The organism is Zestosphaera sp., assembly GCA_038727705.1.
Classification (GTDB): domain Archaea; phylum Thermoproteota; class Thermoprotei_A; order Sulfolobales; family NBVN01; genus Zestomicrobium.
On record JAVYVJ010000001.1, the window covers coordinates 520,337 to 535,380 of the forward strand.

Annotated in this window: 14 protein-coding genes; 10 read left to right on the top strand and 4 right to left on the bottom strand. The window is 48.0% G+C overall.

Features of this window, described 5'->3' with window-relative positions; translation table 11 throughout:
- Window positions 1-5: 5 nt before the first annotated feature.
- Complete coding sequence (locus QW772_02950; GenBank protein MEM0037861.1) at window positions 6-506, bottom strand: hypothetical protein; 501 nt, start codon at window positions 504-506, stop codon at window positions 6-8.
- Window positions 507-591: 85 nt separating this feature from the next.
- On the opposite strand from QW772_02950, the gene QW772_02955 reads away from it, so the two are divergent.
- From QW772_02955 to QW772_02990, 8 genes are all read left to right on the top strand, one after another.
- Complete coding sequence (locus tag QW772_02955) at window positions 592-3,522, top strand: ABC transporter substrate-binding protein (protein MEM0037862.1); 2,931 nt, start codon at window positions 592-594, stop codon at window positions 3,520-3,522.
- Between the two features lie 151 nt (window positions 3,523-3,673).
- The gene (locus QW772_02960) at window positions 3,674-4,768 is read left to right on the top strand and encodes an ABC transporter permease (GenBank protein MEM0037863.1); all 1,095 of its coding nucleotides are present in this window, start codon (window positions 3,674-3,676) and stop codon (window positions 4,766-4,768) included.
- Window positions 4,765-6,243, top strand: coding sequence for an ABC transporter permease (locus QW772_02965; GenBank protein ID MEM0037864.1), 1,479 nt, complete (start codon window positions 4,765-4,767; stop codon window positions 6,241-6,243). The genes QW772_02960 and QW772_02965 overlap by 4 nt, the downstream gene beginning before the upstream one ends.
- 5 nt (window positions 6,244-6,248) lie before the next feature.
- Window positions 6,249-7,307 carry an ATP-binding cassette domain-containing protein gene (locus QW772_02970; GenBank protein MEM0037865.1) on the top strand — a complete coding sequence of 353 codons (1,059 nt, stop codon included), beginning with the start codon at window positions 6,249-6,251 and terminating at the stop codon, window positions 7,305-7,307.
- A gap of 39 nt (window positions 7,308-7,346) precedes the next feature.
- Complete coding sequence (locus QW772_02975; GenBank protein MEM0037866.1) at window positions 7,347-8,408, top strand: hydroxymethylglutaryl-CoA synthase; 1,062 nt, start codon at window positions 7,347-7,349, stop codon at window positions 8,406-8,408.
- Complete coding sequence (locus QW772_02980) at window positions 8,408-9,544, top strand: thiolase family protein (protein ID MEM0037867.1); 1,137 nt, start codon at window positions 8,408-8,410, stop codon at window positions 9,542-9,544. Before QW772_02975 ends, QW772_02980 begins: the two co-directional genes overlap by 1 nt.
- Window positions 9,544-9,951: a Zn-ribbon domain-containing OB-fold protein gene (locus QW772_02985; protein ID MEM0037868.1), complete on the top strand. Its 408-nt coding sequence runs from the start codon at window positions 9,544-9,546 to the stop codon at window positions 9,949-9,951. Before QW772_02980 ends, QW772_02985 begins: the two co-directional genes overlap by 1 nt.
- An 86-nt stretch (window positions 9,952-10,037) precedes the next feature.
- Window positions 10,038-11,282 (top strand): PLP-dependent aminotransferase family protein, encoded by a 1,245-nt coding sequence (locus QW772_02990; protein ID MEM0037869.1) that lies wholly within the window; start codon window positions 10,038-10,040, stop codon window positions 11,280-11,282.
- A gap of 295 nt (window positions 11,283-11,577) precedes the next feature.
- Here QW772_02990 and QW772_02995 read toward each other — a convergent pair whose 3' ends face one another.
- Window positions 11,578-12,267, bottom strand: a complete 690-nt coding sequence (locus QW772_02995) for a hypothetical protein (protein ID MEM0037870.1) — start codon at window positions 12,265-12,267, stop codon at window positions 11,578-11,580.
- A gap of 248 nt (window positions 12,268-12,515) precedes the next feature.
- On the opposite strand from QW772_02995, the gene QW772_03000 reads away from it, so the two are divergent.
- On the top strand, window positions 12,516-13,220 hold the full coding sequence (locus tag QW772_03000) for a hypothetical protein (protein MEM0037871.1): 705 nt from the start codon (window positions 12,516-12,518) through the stop codon (window positions 13,218-13,220).
- Window positions 13,221-13,313: 93 nt separating this feature from the next.
- Window positions 13,314-13,634: a hypothetical protein gene (locus tag QW772_03005; GenBank protein MEM0037872.1), complete on the top strand. Its 321-nt coding sequence runs from the start codon at window positions 13,314-13,316 to the stop codon at window positions 13,632-13,634.
- 28 nt (window positions 13,635-13,662) lie between these two features.
- On the opposite strand, the gene QW772_03010 is transcribed toward QW772_03005, so the two are convergent.
- Window positions 13,663-14,661 (bottom strand): hypothetical protein, encoded by a 999-nt coding sequence (locus QW772_03010; GenBank protein ID MEM0037873.1) that lies wholly within the window; start codon window positions 14,659-14,661, stop codon window positions 13,663-13,665.
- Window positions 14,630-14,935, bottom strand: coding sequence for a hypothetical protein (locus tag QW772_03015; GenBank protein ID MEM0037874.1), 306 nt, complete (start codon window positions 14,933-14,935; stop codon window positions 14,630-14,632). Before QW772_03015 ends, QW772_03010 begins: the two co-directional genes overlap by 32 nt.
- Window positions 14,936-15,044 lie beyond the last annotated feature (109 nt).

Genomic DNA, 15,044 nt, shown 5'->3' on the forward strand with positions numbered 1-15,044 from the left:
AACTTCTACTTTCTACCCCTCACAGACTTCATAAGCATTCGTTCAAAATGCATTAGGACTGAGTACATGATCATGACCGTTCCTGCCGACCATGAGGCTATGGTTGGTAAAAGCAGGTATGATCTGAGGGTCATGAGTAAACCACTTAAACATACTCTTAGTTCTGTGTCTTGATGAGGTACTATGAACAGATAGAAGTAGGTGGAATTGTTGACGAAATAGTTGAAGGTTGACTGGGTGACAACGCTGTGAGCTTCCCCGAAGCTGACGCCGTACGATATGTTAAGAGTGATTCCCTGAGTGCTCACCACGTTCAGTGAGACGTTCTTAAGATTGCCCGGTAAGGAGTAGTTACCCCAATACACAAACAAGGTCCTGAAGGCAGGCGTGTAAAGATCCCTGCAGTCCTCATAGAGTCTGAGCTCAGGGATCAACAATGCTAAGCCCAGCGCTAGCGATGTAAGCATCAGAGACAGACCCATCAATGTCACATACACTAACTTCATCTGCTTCGCCACAGTCTTTATAGCGCTAACATTTATTAGGGATTCAGTAAACTTATATTTTGAGGTGTGTAAAATGAAAAAATGTATGTCAATGTTCATAATACTAGCTATATTAGTATCGCTGACCTCTATGATGCCACTTCTGGCTCAACAGCAAACAGTAGGACCTGCGTCAGAGTCTATAACCTTTGTAAGGTATCCAGCAGTTCCAGACACCCTGGTCAGTGCATTTAAGAACGGTGAGATAGATGCATACATCTACGGTTTAAGAGGTACGCAGATGGACGCCTTTAAAGGAATAGAAGACATTATGTCCTACGTAACGGTGCCTGGAGGTCTTGTAGACCTAGTGCTCAACCCAGCACCCGTAAAGACTGTTGACCTTCCCGGCGATTACAGCAGAAAGACTGTTGAGGAGATTGCTTCAATGCTTAAAGTCCCTCCGAACGTCATTGTCCAATACTACTACGATGCAGATAAGAAGGTGACGTTCGTCGATCTGGCTGCCGATGGTGAGAAAATAAATCCGTTGGGCATCAAGGGGGTGAGGCAGGCAATTAACTACCTTGTTGACAGAGATTATATAATAAACTCCATCTACAAAGGCTTCGCATCTCCGATGCAAACATTCCTCTCCGGCTACGATCCGGACTATGCGCTGGTATCTGACATAGTGCTGAAATACGGCTTCAAGTATGAACCGCTCTATGCAAAGCAACTGATCACCAGCGAACTGACTGCCGCTGGCGCTTACCTGCAGGGGGGTAGGTGGTATTACGCAGGCAAGCCAGTAACACTAACCTTCATCATCAGACAAGAGGACGAGAGACTCGATATAGGTAGGCTGATTGCTGCGGCTCTTGAGGACATAGGCTTCACGATCAATAAAGTCGAGACTACTTTCGACGTGGCTCTCGGGATAGTTTACGATACAGACCCTGCTGAGTTCCAGTGGCACATCTACACTGAGGGTTGGGGTAAATCAGCGCCAGATAAGTATGACTCAGGAACCATTAATCAATTCTGCGCTCCCTGGGTTGGCTACATGCCTGGATGGCAGACCGAAGGCTGGTGGTGGTACAGGAACGACCTCATAGACGACCTCGGTTTAAAGATATACAACGGACAGTTCACAAGTCGTGAGGAAAGGAACGAGATGTACAGAACCGTTACTGAGAAATGTATTGATGACTCCATAAGGATATGGATAGTAACTAGGATGGACATACATCCAACGCTTAAGACCATGAAAGGTATCACAACGGATCTCGGCGCTGGGATGAGATCGCCCTTCAACACTAAAGGTGTCTACATCGAGAATAAGCCAAACCTAGTGTTTGGCACGTTGTGGGTCTACACCGCCAGGACTATATGGAACATCTACGGTGGTTTCACAGATGTTTACAGTGTCGATATTGAAAGAGCTACCTATGATGCCCTGATGTGGAATCACCCACACAACGGCCTGCCGATATCTATTAGGGCAAGTTATGAGGTTGAGACTGCCGGTCCTAATGGGAAGCTTTCCGTCCCCTCAGACGCCATATGGTGGGACGCCGGTCAAGGCAAGTGGGTGTACGCTAACACACTGGGAAGGACTAAGGCAACGAGCGTCGTTAAGTTTGACATGTCTAAGTATTTAGGCAGTAAATGGCACCACGGCCAGACAATCACCTGGGCTGACATACTCACTAGTTGGGCGCTATGGTTGGACATATGTTACAACAGTACTAAAGCAAATTACGAGACCGCGGTATCAGGACCTAATAAGGTAATCTTCGATCAATTTGTAGCCTTAAGAACCGTTGGTAACACGCTGGAGGTCTATGTCAACTACTGGCACTTTGAACCAGCATACATAGCATACTTCGCCACGTTAACCCCTATCAACCCAGCAGAGCTCCTCATTGTAGAGAACTACCTAGTCTTCGACGCGAAAAAGTATACGTTCTCAACGACGCTGTCAACTAAGACGGGCCTACCCGTACTGAACCCCGTCCCGTTCCCCGATCACGCTGACTCAATAAAGGATGTTGCGGACAGTTGGAGGACCGGCGGCTACGTACCAAGCAAGTACTTTACGTTACCTGACGGTAGAAGCCTGGTCAGCGATGCCGAGTGGAGTGGTAGATTGAATGCTCTGTCCTCGTGGATATCCTCACACAACCATGCTTGGATATCTCAAGGTCCGTTCTATCTCGACACCTTCGACAGGCTTGCTCAGAAGGCAGTCATCAAGGCATTCAGAGACCCCACGTATCCACTCGCGCCAAACTTTTGGAACTTGGGTGGTATAGTACCTCCGAAACTCACTAACATAATAGCCCCTGCATCGATAGAGATAGAAGGTAATGGAACCGTATCTGCCATGGTGCTTGGTGTGGGTCCATTTAACCTCAAGTACATATTGAGGGAAAAGGGCACAAATAAGATCTTGTCGGTTGGTATGGGTACTGAGGTAGGACCTGGGGTCTTTAACGTATTCATAGGGAAGGACGTTACGTCCAAATTCAGGGCCTACTATTACTACGAGTTGCTGTTGATAGCCACAAGCGAGGCTGCCGCAGTGATCGATACCGCAACAATTACATTCGAATCCATGCCATCGTTAGCGAAACTGGAGACAACCCTAAGGGATGCAATAAGCGATGTGTCTAAACAGACGCAGACCCAGATAGAGTCGCTAAGGGCGTCTCTATCACAAGCTCTAGGAACGATCGGTGAAAATCTGGTTTCGCAACTGTCTGACATAAATAAGAACATGGCATATCTGTTCAACGTTTCCACTTCTGTCATCAATACCAACGTCAACAGTCAGTTCACCACACTATCAGGTAGAGTGGACAGCGCGTTAAGCAGAGTAGCGACAGTGAGTAGTAAGGTAGATGACCTAAGTAGCACTGTACAGGGATTAGGTAGCACTGTAGGCACGTTATCAACATATGTAATGATAGTTCTGGTGTTATCCTTAGTTAACTTGTTGTTGACTGTAGTACTGTTTATCAGGAAAAAGTAAGAACCTAAATTGATTTTTAGTCATTTTGGAATACAAACCCTTTTATGACCAAATTCGATCCATAGACTAATCAATAGCATCCATCAGCCACCCGTCAAAATCAAGTTAACGTTAAACAGCGAAAATTTTTAAAGCGCCAGTGAAAGTAACTGTGGGTGTCGGATGGTTGGGAGTTGCTGGAATCCTGATACGTAGAGCGGTATTTCTATGCATAGCTCTTATACTAGCTGTATTCCTGACTGGGTTTATTCTGGGGATTACCGGATACGTGGACACTATAATCAATGCAATAATAAATGAGGAGGTGCGTGCTTATAGGCAGACCTTAATCATGTTACCACAGAAACCTAACGCCTCTGTGATTGATTCCTTGGTTAATCAGCGTAAGAGTGAGTTGATTTCCTACTGGGGTATGGATAAACCTTGGTACGCTAGGATAATACCCATGGCCCTGAACACCTTAATGCTTAACTTGGGTAAGACGCAGAGTCCTGAGGTCACCAACGTGGCTGGTCTCCAGCCTTATTCCCCAGTGGCCGACGTTATATCCTCCTGCCTCCCCCGAACCATATTCATGATAACATTTGCTGAAATCATTGTCATAGTTATCGCGTTGTTAATAGGACCGTTCGTGGTGTATAGGATAGGGTCGTTCGTAGATAGGGTTATAGTAGCTTACGCCGCCATCATGAATGCCTTTCCAGTATGGTGGGTGGGCATGTTAACCCTGCTGACGTTAGGCTACCAACTCAGAGTAGCGCCCAGACAATTCAGGCCGGTTATAAATGAGATAAATAAGTTCCTCAGTGGCGACCTCACGGCTTTTATTGGAATCCTAAATTATGTATGGCTTCCAATACTAACTATAGTGATAGTTTTACTAGGACCCTGGATATATAGCATCAGGGCCATGCTGATTAAAATAGTTAAGGAGGACTTCGTAACCGCCGCAGTGGCTAGAGGGCTTCCGGAGAAGCAAGTGCTGAGGAGGTACATTATAAGGCCATCAATATCGCCAATACTCACTAACGTCCTGTTAGGACTGGCAGGCACTTTAGGGGGCTATATAATCACTGAATCCGTGTTCGACTGGCCGGGCATGGGCACCCTGTACTACGCGGCCATAACCGGTGGCGATGCACCCACTATATTGGCTCTGACATACGTCTTCACCCTCGTTTATGTGGTTGCTCGATTCATACTCGAGATCCTCTACGTAGCTTTAGATCCGAGGGTGAGACTATGAGCCTTGCAAGCAAAGCATACGATTCTTGGGTCTGGTTGAGGAAGGAGATCCTGAGCCAGTCTGCCGGCAAGGTGGCATTCGCATTGCTGTTGGCGTTAGTAATTATCTCTGTCTATGCAGTCATCACTATGCCTCCCGATTATAACAGGTACTGGAATGTAGGGGTTTATTGGAGGCATAACCCTAAGAACGCACCACCTGAGTGGGTCTCTTCACTAGGCTATGCATGCGTTACACACAGAAGCTATGACCTAAGACTTGCAGAACCAGTCCAGGTAAGCGAGGGCGCGGGAAGGTTAGATATATCATATAACTTGACATACGATCTTGGAGTTAAAGACTACCCTCAGGGAGTTAAGGTAAGCGTCAACATAGGTGTGCCTCAGGGTGTCCGTAATCTAAGACTGGTCTTGAACTTGATAAAGCCTGACGGCGTTACCCTAAGGCGTCTGATAGACTACACTGCTGACTTCATAAACACCTCCGTGCTGAAGGTGGACTTCGACGAGCTTGGAGGGCTCACGTTAGCAATGCTTGAAGCCTACAGAGACTTGGTTTCCCGGATAGATATCAATGAGATCTCGCTCCGTCCCAGTAAGTACCTATTTGGAGCTTTAATCCTAACGGATAATAGGGAGGTTGCGGTGACACCTCTTCAGGGTAGGTATGTGTTCAACATACAACTCAGTTTCAGAGTTGATGGAGTATCATCACAGGACATCCTTAAGTATCTGAGAAGGTCTCAAACATTTCTAGTCGTGGTTGTAGGGACTTGCTATGGGATAATGGGCACAGACTATCAGGGTAGGGACTTAGCCGAGGGCCTATTCTACGGCTTCCCAATAGCTCTTGTTATAGGTCTTTTAGTAGCGCTGATTTCCTCGGCGATAGGAGTTATAGCGGGGCTCGTAAGCGGGTACTACGGTGGTTTCATAGACGAGCTCATACAGAGATTTGTAGATATCCTAGGATCGATACCCTTACTACCCATACTGATTCTTGTTGGTAAGTCTATCCAAGTGACCTACACCGGCGAGAATAAACCTCTTATTATGCTGGCAACCATATTCGCTGTGTTGATAGTGTTCAGCTGGGGTGGCTTAGCGATAGTCATAAGGTCTATGACCCTTAGCCTAAAGAGCGAGCTATATGTTGAGGCAGCTAAGGCTGTAGGCGCGAGTAATATGCGGATAATCTCCAAACACATACTGCCTCAGCTAGTACCCTACATAGCAGCCTCACTAGTGTATTCAACTCCTAATGCCATAATAACGGAGGCCGGTCTTTCGGTGCTGGGCATACAGCATGGCTTCCCAACGTGGGGTAATATACTGTCTGAAGCAAGACTAAACGGAACCATGGCCTATTGGTGGTGGATACTTCCCCCCGGATTCCTGATAGCCATAGTTTCACTCACATTCGTTTTGTTGGGTCTCTCACTGGAGAAGGTGGTAGAGCCCAGGTTGAAGAGGTGAATTAAGTGGTTGAGGTTAAGCTCAGAGTGGAGAACCTTAAGAAGTACTTCCCTATAAAGAGAAGTATAGTTGAAGTTTTAAGTGGTAAGCCTCCTAGGAGTGTTAAAGCTGTTGATGGGATAAGTTTCGAGATCGATGAAGGCGATATCTTCTGCCTAGTTGGGGAGTCCGGATGCGGTAAGACGACGACCGGCAGGTTAATAGCTAGGCTGATAGAGGTGTCAGGTGGGAAGGCACTTTATAAAGTCTCCGACGAGGTCAGGAAGTTAATGAGTCGGGAGGTGTTTGTTGACGGGACCTACGTCAGTTTGTTCGATAAATTGCCGGATAACGTCGATAAGTTACTGAAGCGTGATATACAGATAATATTTCAGGATCCTTACGGGTCGCTCAACCCCAGAATGACTATAGGGAGCATTCTTGAGGAGCCTCTGATAATACACTCCATAGGGTCGAGTAAGGAGGAGAGACAGGAGATAGTTTACAAGGCGCTGAGCGAGGTTAGACTTAGTCCTCCTGAGGAGTTCGTTGAGAGGTACCCGCACATGATATCGGGTGGTCAGAGGCAGAGGGTTGCGATAGCCAGGGCGATGATACTTAATCCCTCGCTGGTAGTAGCTGACGAGCCTGTCAGCATGCTTGATGTCTCCATAAGGGCTGAGATCCTTCAGTTGATGCTTGACTTAAAGAGCTCGAGGAATCTCTCCTACCTCTTCATAACTCACGACTTAGCCGTGGCTAACTACATATGTGGTAAAATAGCCGTCATGTATTTAGGCAAGATAGTTGAGACTGGACCTACGGACAGGGTGATTAACAACCCACGCCACCCATACACCATAGCGTTGGTCTCTGCGATACCGGAGCCAGACCCATCGAACCGCTTGAAGATTAGGGAAGTTCCGATTAAGGGTGAGATACCGAGTGCGGCTGCCATACCAAGTGGGTGCAGACTTCACCCAAGATGTCCTTACGCGACTGACGTATGCAGGACGCAGGAGCCGCCTATGGTCGAGGTCGAGTCTGGGCATTATGCATCGTGCTGGCTCCACGTAAAACAATAAAAGCCTTGGCCTTATCTTCATTTACGGGTCCATGTATTGATGCATCACTCACTTAAAGCAGGTATTGTAGGCTGGGGTGCCTACGTACCTACGTACAGAGTGAGGGCCAAGGACATAGCGCGTCAGTGGGGTTTTGACGAGAGATTGACTGACTCCATATGGATTGAAGAGAAGGCTGTGGCAGGATCTGACGAGGACACAGTGACGATGGGTTGGTATGCAGCCAGATCCGCTTTAGCCAGGGCTGGCGTGGATCCACAGGACGTCGGGGCAGTTTTTGTAGGCACTGAGTCAAAGCCCTACGCTGTCAAGCCATCCTCAACAATAATAGCTGACGCCCTTGGAATATCAACCAAGAAGCTCGCCACGGACCTCGAGTTTGCCTGCAGGGCTGGGAGTGAGGGAGTCAGGCTTGCAGTATCTCTAGTCATGAGCGGGACCGTAAAGTATGGGTTGGCTATAGGTTCTGACACAGCTCAAGCCAGTCCAGGCGACGTGTTAGAGTTGACGGCCTCCTCAGGCGCGGCAGCATACATCATCGGTAGTTCGGACGAGTCTGTGGCCGTCTTCGATGCCCTAGTCACTTATGTGACTGACACGCCGGACTTCTGGAGGAGGGAGGGCTCCAAGTACCCAGCACACGGTGAGGGATTCACTGGAGAGCCTGCATACTTCCACCACATAACCACAGCCGTCGAGATGCTCATGGAGGAGTCCGGTCTCAGGCCAAGCGACTTCAACTACGCCGTCTTCCACCAACCCAATGGTAAGTTCCCCCTTCAGGTGGGGAGGATGCTTGGATTTCAGAGGGAGAAGGTGCTTCCAGGGATAGTCACGCCGTGGATAGGCAACACCTACAACGCCTCAGCACTACTTGGGTTGGCCAAGGTACTCGAGATTGCTAAGCCGGGGGAGAGGATACTAGTCGCACCCTTCGGTTCAGGGGCCGGTGCCGATGCCATGAGTCTCAGCGTAACTGATAAGATAATTGACAAAGTTGGTAAGGCGCCGACTGTTGAGGAGCTCATCTCCAGGAAGAGATATATAACGTACGCCGAGTACGCTAAGTTTAGAAACCTGATTATCAGGAATGTTGGGTGATGCTGTTGAGGGCATATGTGTTAGGTAGTGGGGTTACTAAGGTGGACAGACACTACGAGAAGAGTTACCTGGATCTAGTTGACGAGGCTGTGGCAAAAGCCACCGCAGACGTGGGGTTAAACCTCTTCGATGTTGAGTACCTGATAGTGTCGTCAGCGCTGCCAGAACTTACCATCAATCAGGCAGATCCCTCAACCACAATAGCTCAGAACCTGGGTCTCAGTAAGGTTAAGACGCTAACTGTAAGCACGGGTGAGGTCTCCGGCGCCGCAGCCGTTGACTACGCCCTGACGCTTGTCAAGTCTGGAAGAGCCCGCAGGGTCTTGGTAGTTGGCTTCGAGAAAATGAGTGAGTACCCGTCTTGGATAATAAACAACGCCTACAGTAAGATCCTCGAGTATGAGGTTGAGGGTACTAGGAATGTGTCTCCACCCGACTATGCTGCCCTAATTATGAAGGAGTACATGAGGAGATACGGGGTGTCTAGGGAGGAGATAGTTAAGTGGTCTATTAAAATGCATGAGAATGCTGTTAGAAATCCGAACGCTCAGTTGCCCTTCACCATCACGCTTGACTCGCTAAGTAAGGCTTTAAGGGTGTCTGAACCCGTGACCATCCTTGACTCCCACCCGATAGGGGACGGCGCAGCAGCGTTGTTCGTAACCAATGATGAGTCTATAGGAAGGACCGGCTCAACGCCCGTTGAATTGGTGGACGTGGAGGCCGCCGTTAACGCTCCTCCATACCTCCGCGATGACGTAACCTACTTCACTGCAACTGCAACTGCATATGAGAAGCTCTCGAAGCGGCATAACCTCAAGATAGATCATAACGTGGCCCTCAACGTATACGACACGTACACCATATATGGTTTCCTTACGATTGAGGCTCTCGGACTCTCTGAGAGAGGGAGATCTCCTGAAGTCATAGGAAAGATGCCATACCTTAACGTGGGGGGAGGTCTGAAAGCGAGAGGCCATCCTATTGGTGCAACCCCGCTCTATCAGATACATGAGGTGTGTGAGCTATTTAATGGACGCAGTTGGGTTAAGTATGATGGAGATATTGCTTTAGTGCATTCGATGTCAGGTCCTGACAACAGCTCGTGGTTGATTTTGCTGAGGGGGTGGGGTTAATGAAACACTCGATATCTATATTTTGGCGTTCAAAAGATAACCACTACAGAGTTCTGCTGACGAAGTGCGATGACTGCGGCAGACTGTCCGTGCCCAAACGCATTAGATGCCCGTACTGCGGATCGCGCAACGTAAGGGTGTCTGAAGCCAGGGGCACTGGTGAGTTAATTAACTACGCAATCTCTTACTACAGGGTTGAGGGTCACGAACAGCACCTGCCCAGGATCATAGGCCTTGTGAGGCTTGACGAGGGACCTCTGATAGTGGGTGAGGTGGTCGACGCGGACCCGGCTGAGCTCACTATAGGCATGCGTGTAGAGGCCGTGTTAAGGAAATACTCAAGCGATGACCCTAATGGGTTAATATACTATGGGTTGAAGTTTATGCCTGTAATAAAAAAGGACTGAAAATGCTAATACACAATAAAGTAAATCCTTAAAAGCTTTAGCGACCCTTTAATTATGGTGAGATATCAACGGTTGATTACTTAAAGATGTTTGCTGGGAAGTCTGAGCTATTTAAAGCCTCTGACATTAGGGAGCTCCTTAAGCTTACTGAGGGGAGAGAAATAATAAGTTTTGGAGGGGGGTTACCGGATCCTCAAACATTCCCAAAGAATGAGCTAGCCGAGATAGCTCAGGAAGTCATCAATGAGCGCGGTGAGGCGGCACTGCAGTACGGACCTACTCCAGGAGTGACTGAATTCAGGAAAGAGTTGATGAACTTTCTGCGAAGGAAAGATGTGAGGATCAACAACAACGACGCCCTACTAGTCACCACAGGATCCCAGCAAGCCCTGGATCTAATAGGGAGGGCCTTCATAGAGCAGGGCGATACGATAGTGGTGGAGTTGCCTACGTACTTAGCGGCCTTAAACGCCTTCACGCCAGCACGCCCGCGAATCATAGGCATTCCTGTGGACGAGAATGGCATGCGTGTCGACCTCCTTGAGAAGGAGCTTAAGAAGGTGTATGCTGAGGGTAGGAATGTCAAGTTCATATATACGATACCAGTCGCGCATAACCCAGCCGGCGTCACGTTAAGTATAGAGAGGAAAAAGGCGCTTCTTGAACTAGCCTCCACATATGATATAGTAGTTATTGAGGACGACCCATACTCGTACTTTACCTACGAAAGCGGGGTTGACGTGACGCCTCTTAAGACGTTGGACGCTGAGGGTAGGGTCGTATACTTAGGCACGTTCAGTAAGATCCTCTCGCCGGGGTTAAGGATAGGATGGGTTCTAGGAGATCGTGTAGTCATCGATATGTTTGAAAGAATTAAGCAGGTCACGGATCTACACACCTCCACGCTCTCGCAACACATAGCTCTCGAGGCTATAAGAAGGGGCGTTGTTGAGAAGACCATAGAGAAGGCTAGGCAGGTCTATAGAGTCAAGAGGGATGTAATGCTTGATTCGCTTGCCGAATATATGCCTAAGAATACCTGGTGGCCTAAACCGGTAGGTGGGTTGTTCATTATGATATTCCTCCCATCTCTAGAGGTAAATACGAAGGACATGCTTGCTGAGGCTATCGCTAAGGGGGTTGCATACGTGCCTGGCGCCTCCTTCTTCGCCAACGGCGGTGGTTGGAATTCGATGCGGCTTAACTTTAGCTTCCCAACTCCAGACAAGATAGCTAAGGGAGTTAAGATAATAGGGGATCTAGCCAAGGAGAAGATTAAGACACCCTCAGGCCCTATAACGCCTGAAAGTTTCTATAGACCATCGAACTGACCTGCCAACCCCTGATACCCGTTTTTCATTTCACAGAGGCCTGCTTGTCTTCGCAGTTACAAGCCACCACCTACAAACCCACCTTAGGCATTAGAATAATAGCTGGCATCCTCAGACTTCTGGAGTGCTATATCACTTCGAATTTATCGGCGGGCCTAGATTCCTGAGGTTCACGGCGGCTCGTGGAGAGGGATTCGAGGGGCTGCTGTGAATCACTCTAGGGCGCCATAGAATAATCCAGGGCGGGGAACGTTTTACGAATTACTACATAATCATATTTACGCGGCAGGATCTGCTAGGTTATGATGATCCTTTCGAAGATCTCCAGGGTGCTTATGGCCTGGTTCAAGTCACTGACGAATCCTACTTGAGTGCTCAACATGTATTTACTCACTCTGTCAACGTAGGTCTTGCCGCGTTCCGGCCTGAAGTAGTTGGGCCTCATCAACTTAATCCTTGATGGAGTGCATTTAAAGCATACGTCCATCACAAAGACCCCCGGCGTCAGATAGATCCTCCCGCCGTCGTTAAGGACCTCCGTTATATCAATGTCTACATCACCCGCCATGATGAGTAGATCGACCCCCCTCTCCACATCCTCCACACTCTTCCTAAGCGGCAGACTTAGCTCACGCAGTTGTTTAACTCGATCTACGTCAAGACAAAGCACCTCAACATTTCTGTGATTTCTGGCGAGCAACCCCAAAACGTAGGCAGTGAATCCGCAACCGACTATGAGCGTCCTGCTGGATCTTCTCAACAACTTAGCCACCTCGTCAATGTAGCTGAACTCCATGTAGAGGGGCGTTAACTGCTGTAGATGACTCACCTCCATCCTTACCAAACATTCGGCGGGGACAACCGCGTACTCTGATGCAAGGCCGTCAAGATCCAGGCCAAGAACCCCTCTACGGGAGTACGGCACTACGCCGTACACCTCGCCAGGCATGACGTTACTTCCAATGCCAGGCTCAGTAACTCTCACAACGCCGAAGCTACCTAAAGTTAGCCCCGGCCTGATGTTCTTGAGTAAATTCCTGTTCTTGAATGGTGAGTAGATAAGGGAACTTAAGACTTTTACTAATGCACTTCCTGAAGGGATGGGTGGTATGGGGGCGCTTTCTAAAACTGCTTTGCCATTACTCCACTTAATGCATTTCAGTAAGACCCCACCAATATCCTTAACACCTAAAGTTTTTAAGTATCCTGCGTTGGCAGAATCGTGGAGGGAGTGTGTACTTCAAAAAGAGGGTGTCGCTGGTCAGCTTGATTAACTCGCCGAACGAGGTCGGTGAGGAGGAGATCGCTGAACTAATGAGGCAGGGGTTCAAAGAACTCCGCACGCTTGGGAAGCCAAATAAGATCCTCTTAATCTTCAGCCTAGTCTTAGAAGACCCTGTACATGGACATCAGAGGCTGGCACGCGTTTTAAGGAATGCCTGCAGAACTGAGTGCTACAGTTCTTTCTGGGTTAAATATCTCAACCTCTTCAGACCGACTTACTCACCGCTGTTGCTAATGAAAAATTTAGTGGAGGCTTCCTCGAACTCGGCGCTTGAGGAGTTGCTTGCTGAGCTTGTTAGGAGTCTCGAATGCGATGAGCTTCATGCTTTAAGATATGAAAGATACCTAGAGACAAACCCCTCGCTCATTAAACACTATATAAACACCGTTCTAACGCTGAAGAAGTGTGAGACGTTAATTCCAGATGCGCTGTCGTTGCTTAACGACTCTATACTATATGACATGCTGAAATATGAAGATGTTAAGGAGATACTCAGAGAGAATAAGTTAAAATTGGTGATTAAAAGGAAGGGCTCCACATATAGCGGTGTGGAAATCTACTGTAACGACATGAAGATAGATGCAGCGGACCTCAACATTTTAGGCTTCCTTAAACTACATCAACAAATGAATGCATCACAGGTAAGTCAGTAGGGTCTGGAGCCCCCTGAATGCAGGACCCTAACCACAATAGGGGTTAAGTCTTAAAAGAGCCCTCGCAGGACAGGGATTTTTTGAGGGGGACTTATGCCTGTGGACGTTATAGTGGTGACAGACGGATCATCGTTCGGCGAGGATGTAGTCAGGCTGGTCTGGGAGGTCGCTCAGAAGCTGTTTCATGAGTATGGGTTGGAGGTGTATGTGATTCCATACACTTCCAGAGAGTCTAGGGTGATGCTGCTAATCAATAACATCGAGTTCATGGTCTCCAGAAAACTAACTCACGAAGAGGTTGAGGATCTAATCCTGACGGCTTGTGAGGGTGATGGCAAGTTGAAGGACATGGCATTCATTGGGGCTGTAATCCCCGACGAAAACGAGTTCGGAAACGCACAGATAATACTCTGAGATAACGCGGTAACGCCAGGCGTAGATTTTAACCGATGCCGGCTTCTTTAACTATGTCGCAAACACTTAACTCTGCCCACGAGCCGTACCGACCCCTGACTTCAATACCTAGCTCTGCAAGCAACCTCACAGACGCTCCCTCGCCTCTCCTGCACACGACCCCGTACTTCTCTACGTAGGATCTAATGAACGACAGTCCTTTAACCTTAATACCTATTTTCCTCAGTTCCGAGATGCTCTTAGACAGTATCTCGCTCCTGGGCACCTCACGCTTCAGAGGCGTCAGGACATAGATAAGAACCTGCTTTGAGTTAGGATCCGTGGCAGGGTACTTAACCAATATCACGTGTGAGGAGATGAATCTTCTCTTCCCTAATGCATAGACCAACACCTCATAATCTCCGAACCCTTGTTCTATAGTACCAATTACCGCAGATATGTTGTATGGTACGTGCACGTAATCCTTCAATACTTCATCGTAAGAAACCCCCCTCAATCTGGTTAATAACAAGTCTTGAGGAATTGTACTAACTAGTTTTTCGTACTCTAGTATGGAACCCCCTTCAATCCTTATCTCTTTTTTGACAGGATCTATCCCCGCGATGTTTGCGTAGATGCGAGGGACTTCAAGCCTTCTTCTCAGAACCCTCATTACAGAACACCACCCATCTTTAGGGTGGTATAGGTTACCATATCTTTCAGGGAGGACATCATACCAGAAGTGATGCGTATCCTTAATACTGGGTGGGTATATCTTATCCTTAAGGATTTCCTCCTCGCCGAAGAGTATGTAGTTATAGATTACCCTCCTTGCCTCAAATCCTAGATTATTTATGCATTTAGGATCCCCCACATAAATAGGGATTCTATCTATGCATAGATCGCCCAAATTAAGGCCGTCCAGCGAACATGGTGTGTTAGGCCACGAAACTATCAGAGCGTTCTCAACGTCTGCAGTTAGGTTACTACTTAGAGAATCCCCTAGATATACGGTCTTAACTTTCCTCCTCAGATTCTTCCTCAGCACTCTCCTCTTCCTCTTCCCTTCTAATTACAATCCGCTTAATTTCATCAGCCATTAGGTGCGACTTTAAGTGATGTATCAGATCTTCTGCAGTGAAGAAGGCCGGCCCGCCCACGGAAGACCTTAGGGGCTCTGAATCCTTAGGACACACCTCGTCGATTTTAACGCACGCTGGACACACTAGGAGGTTGGTAGTCAGATCTACACATGTCTCCACTTGGAGACCTGCGACGTTGAAGGTGATTCTGCGCCACTTGGGCTCCCAAAAAAGGGACACTCACTACACCCCAATATTAACACTCACCAGGGAATATAACTAAGCTATACTGGAAGTCTCGTCATCCATGATCAGAGGATTATAGGTTTTTATGTCGGCATTGACGCCG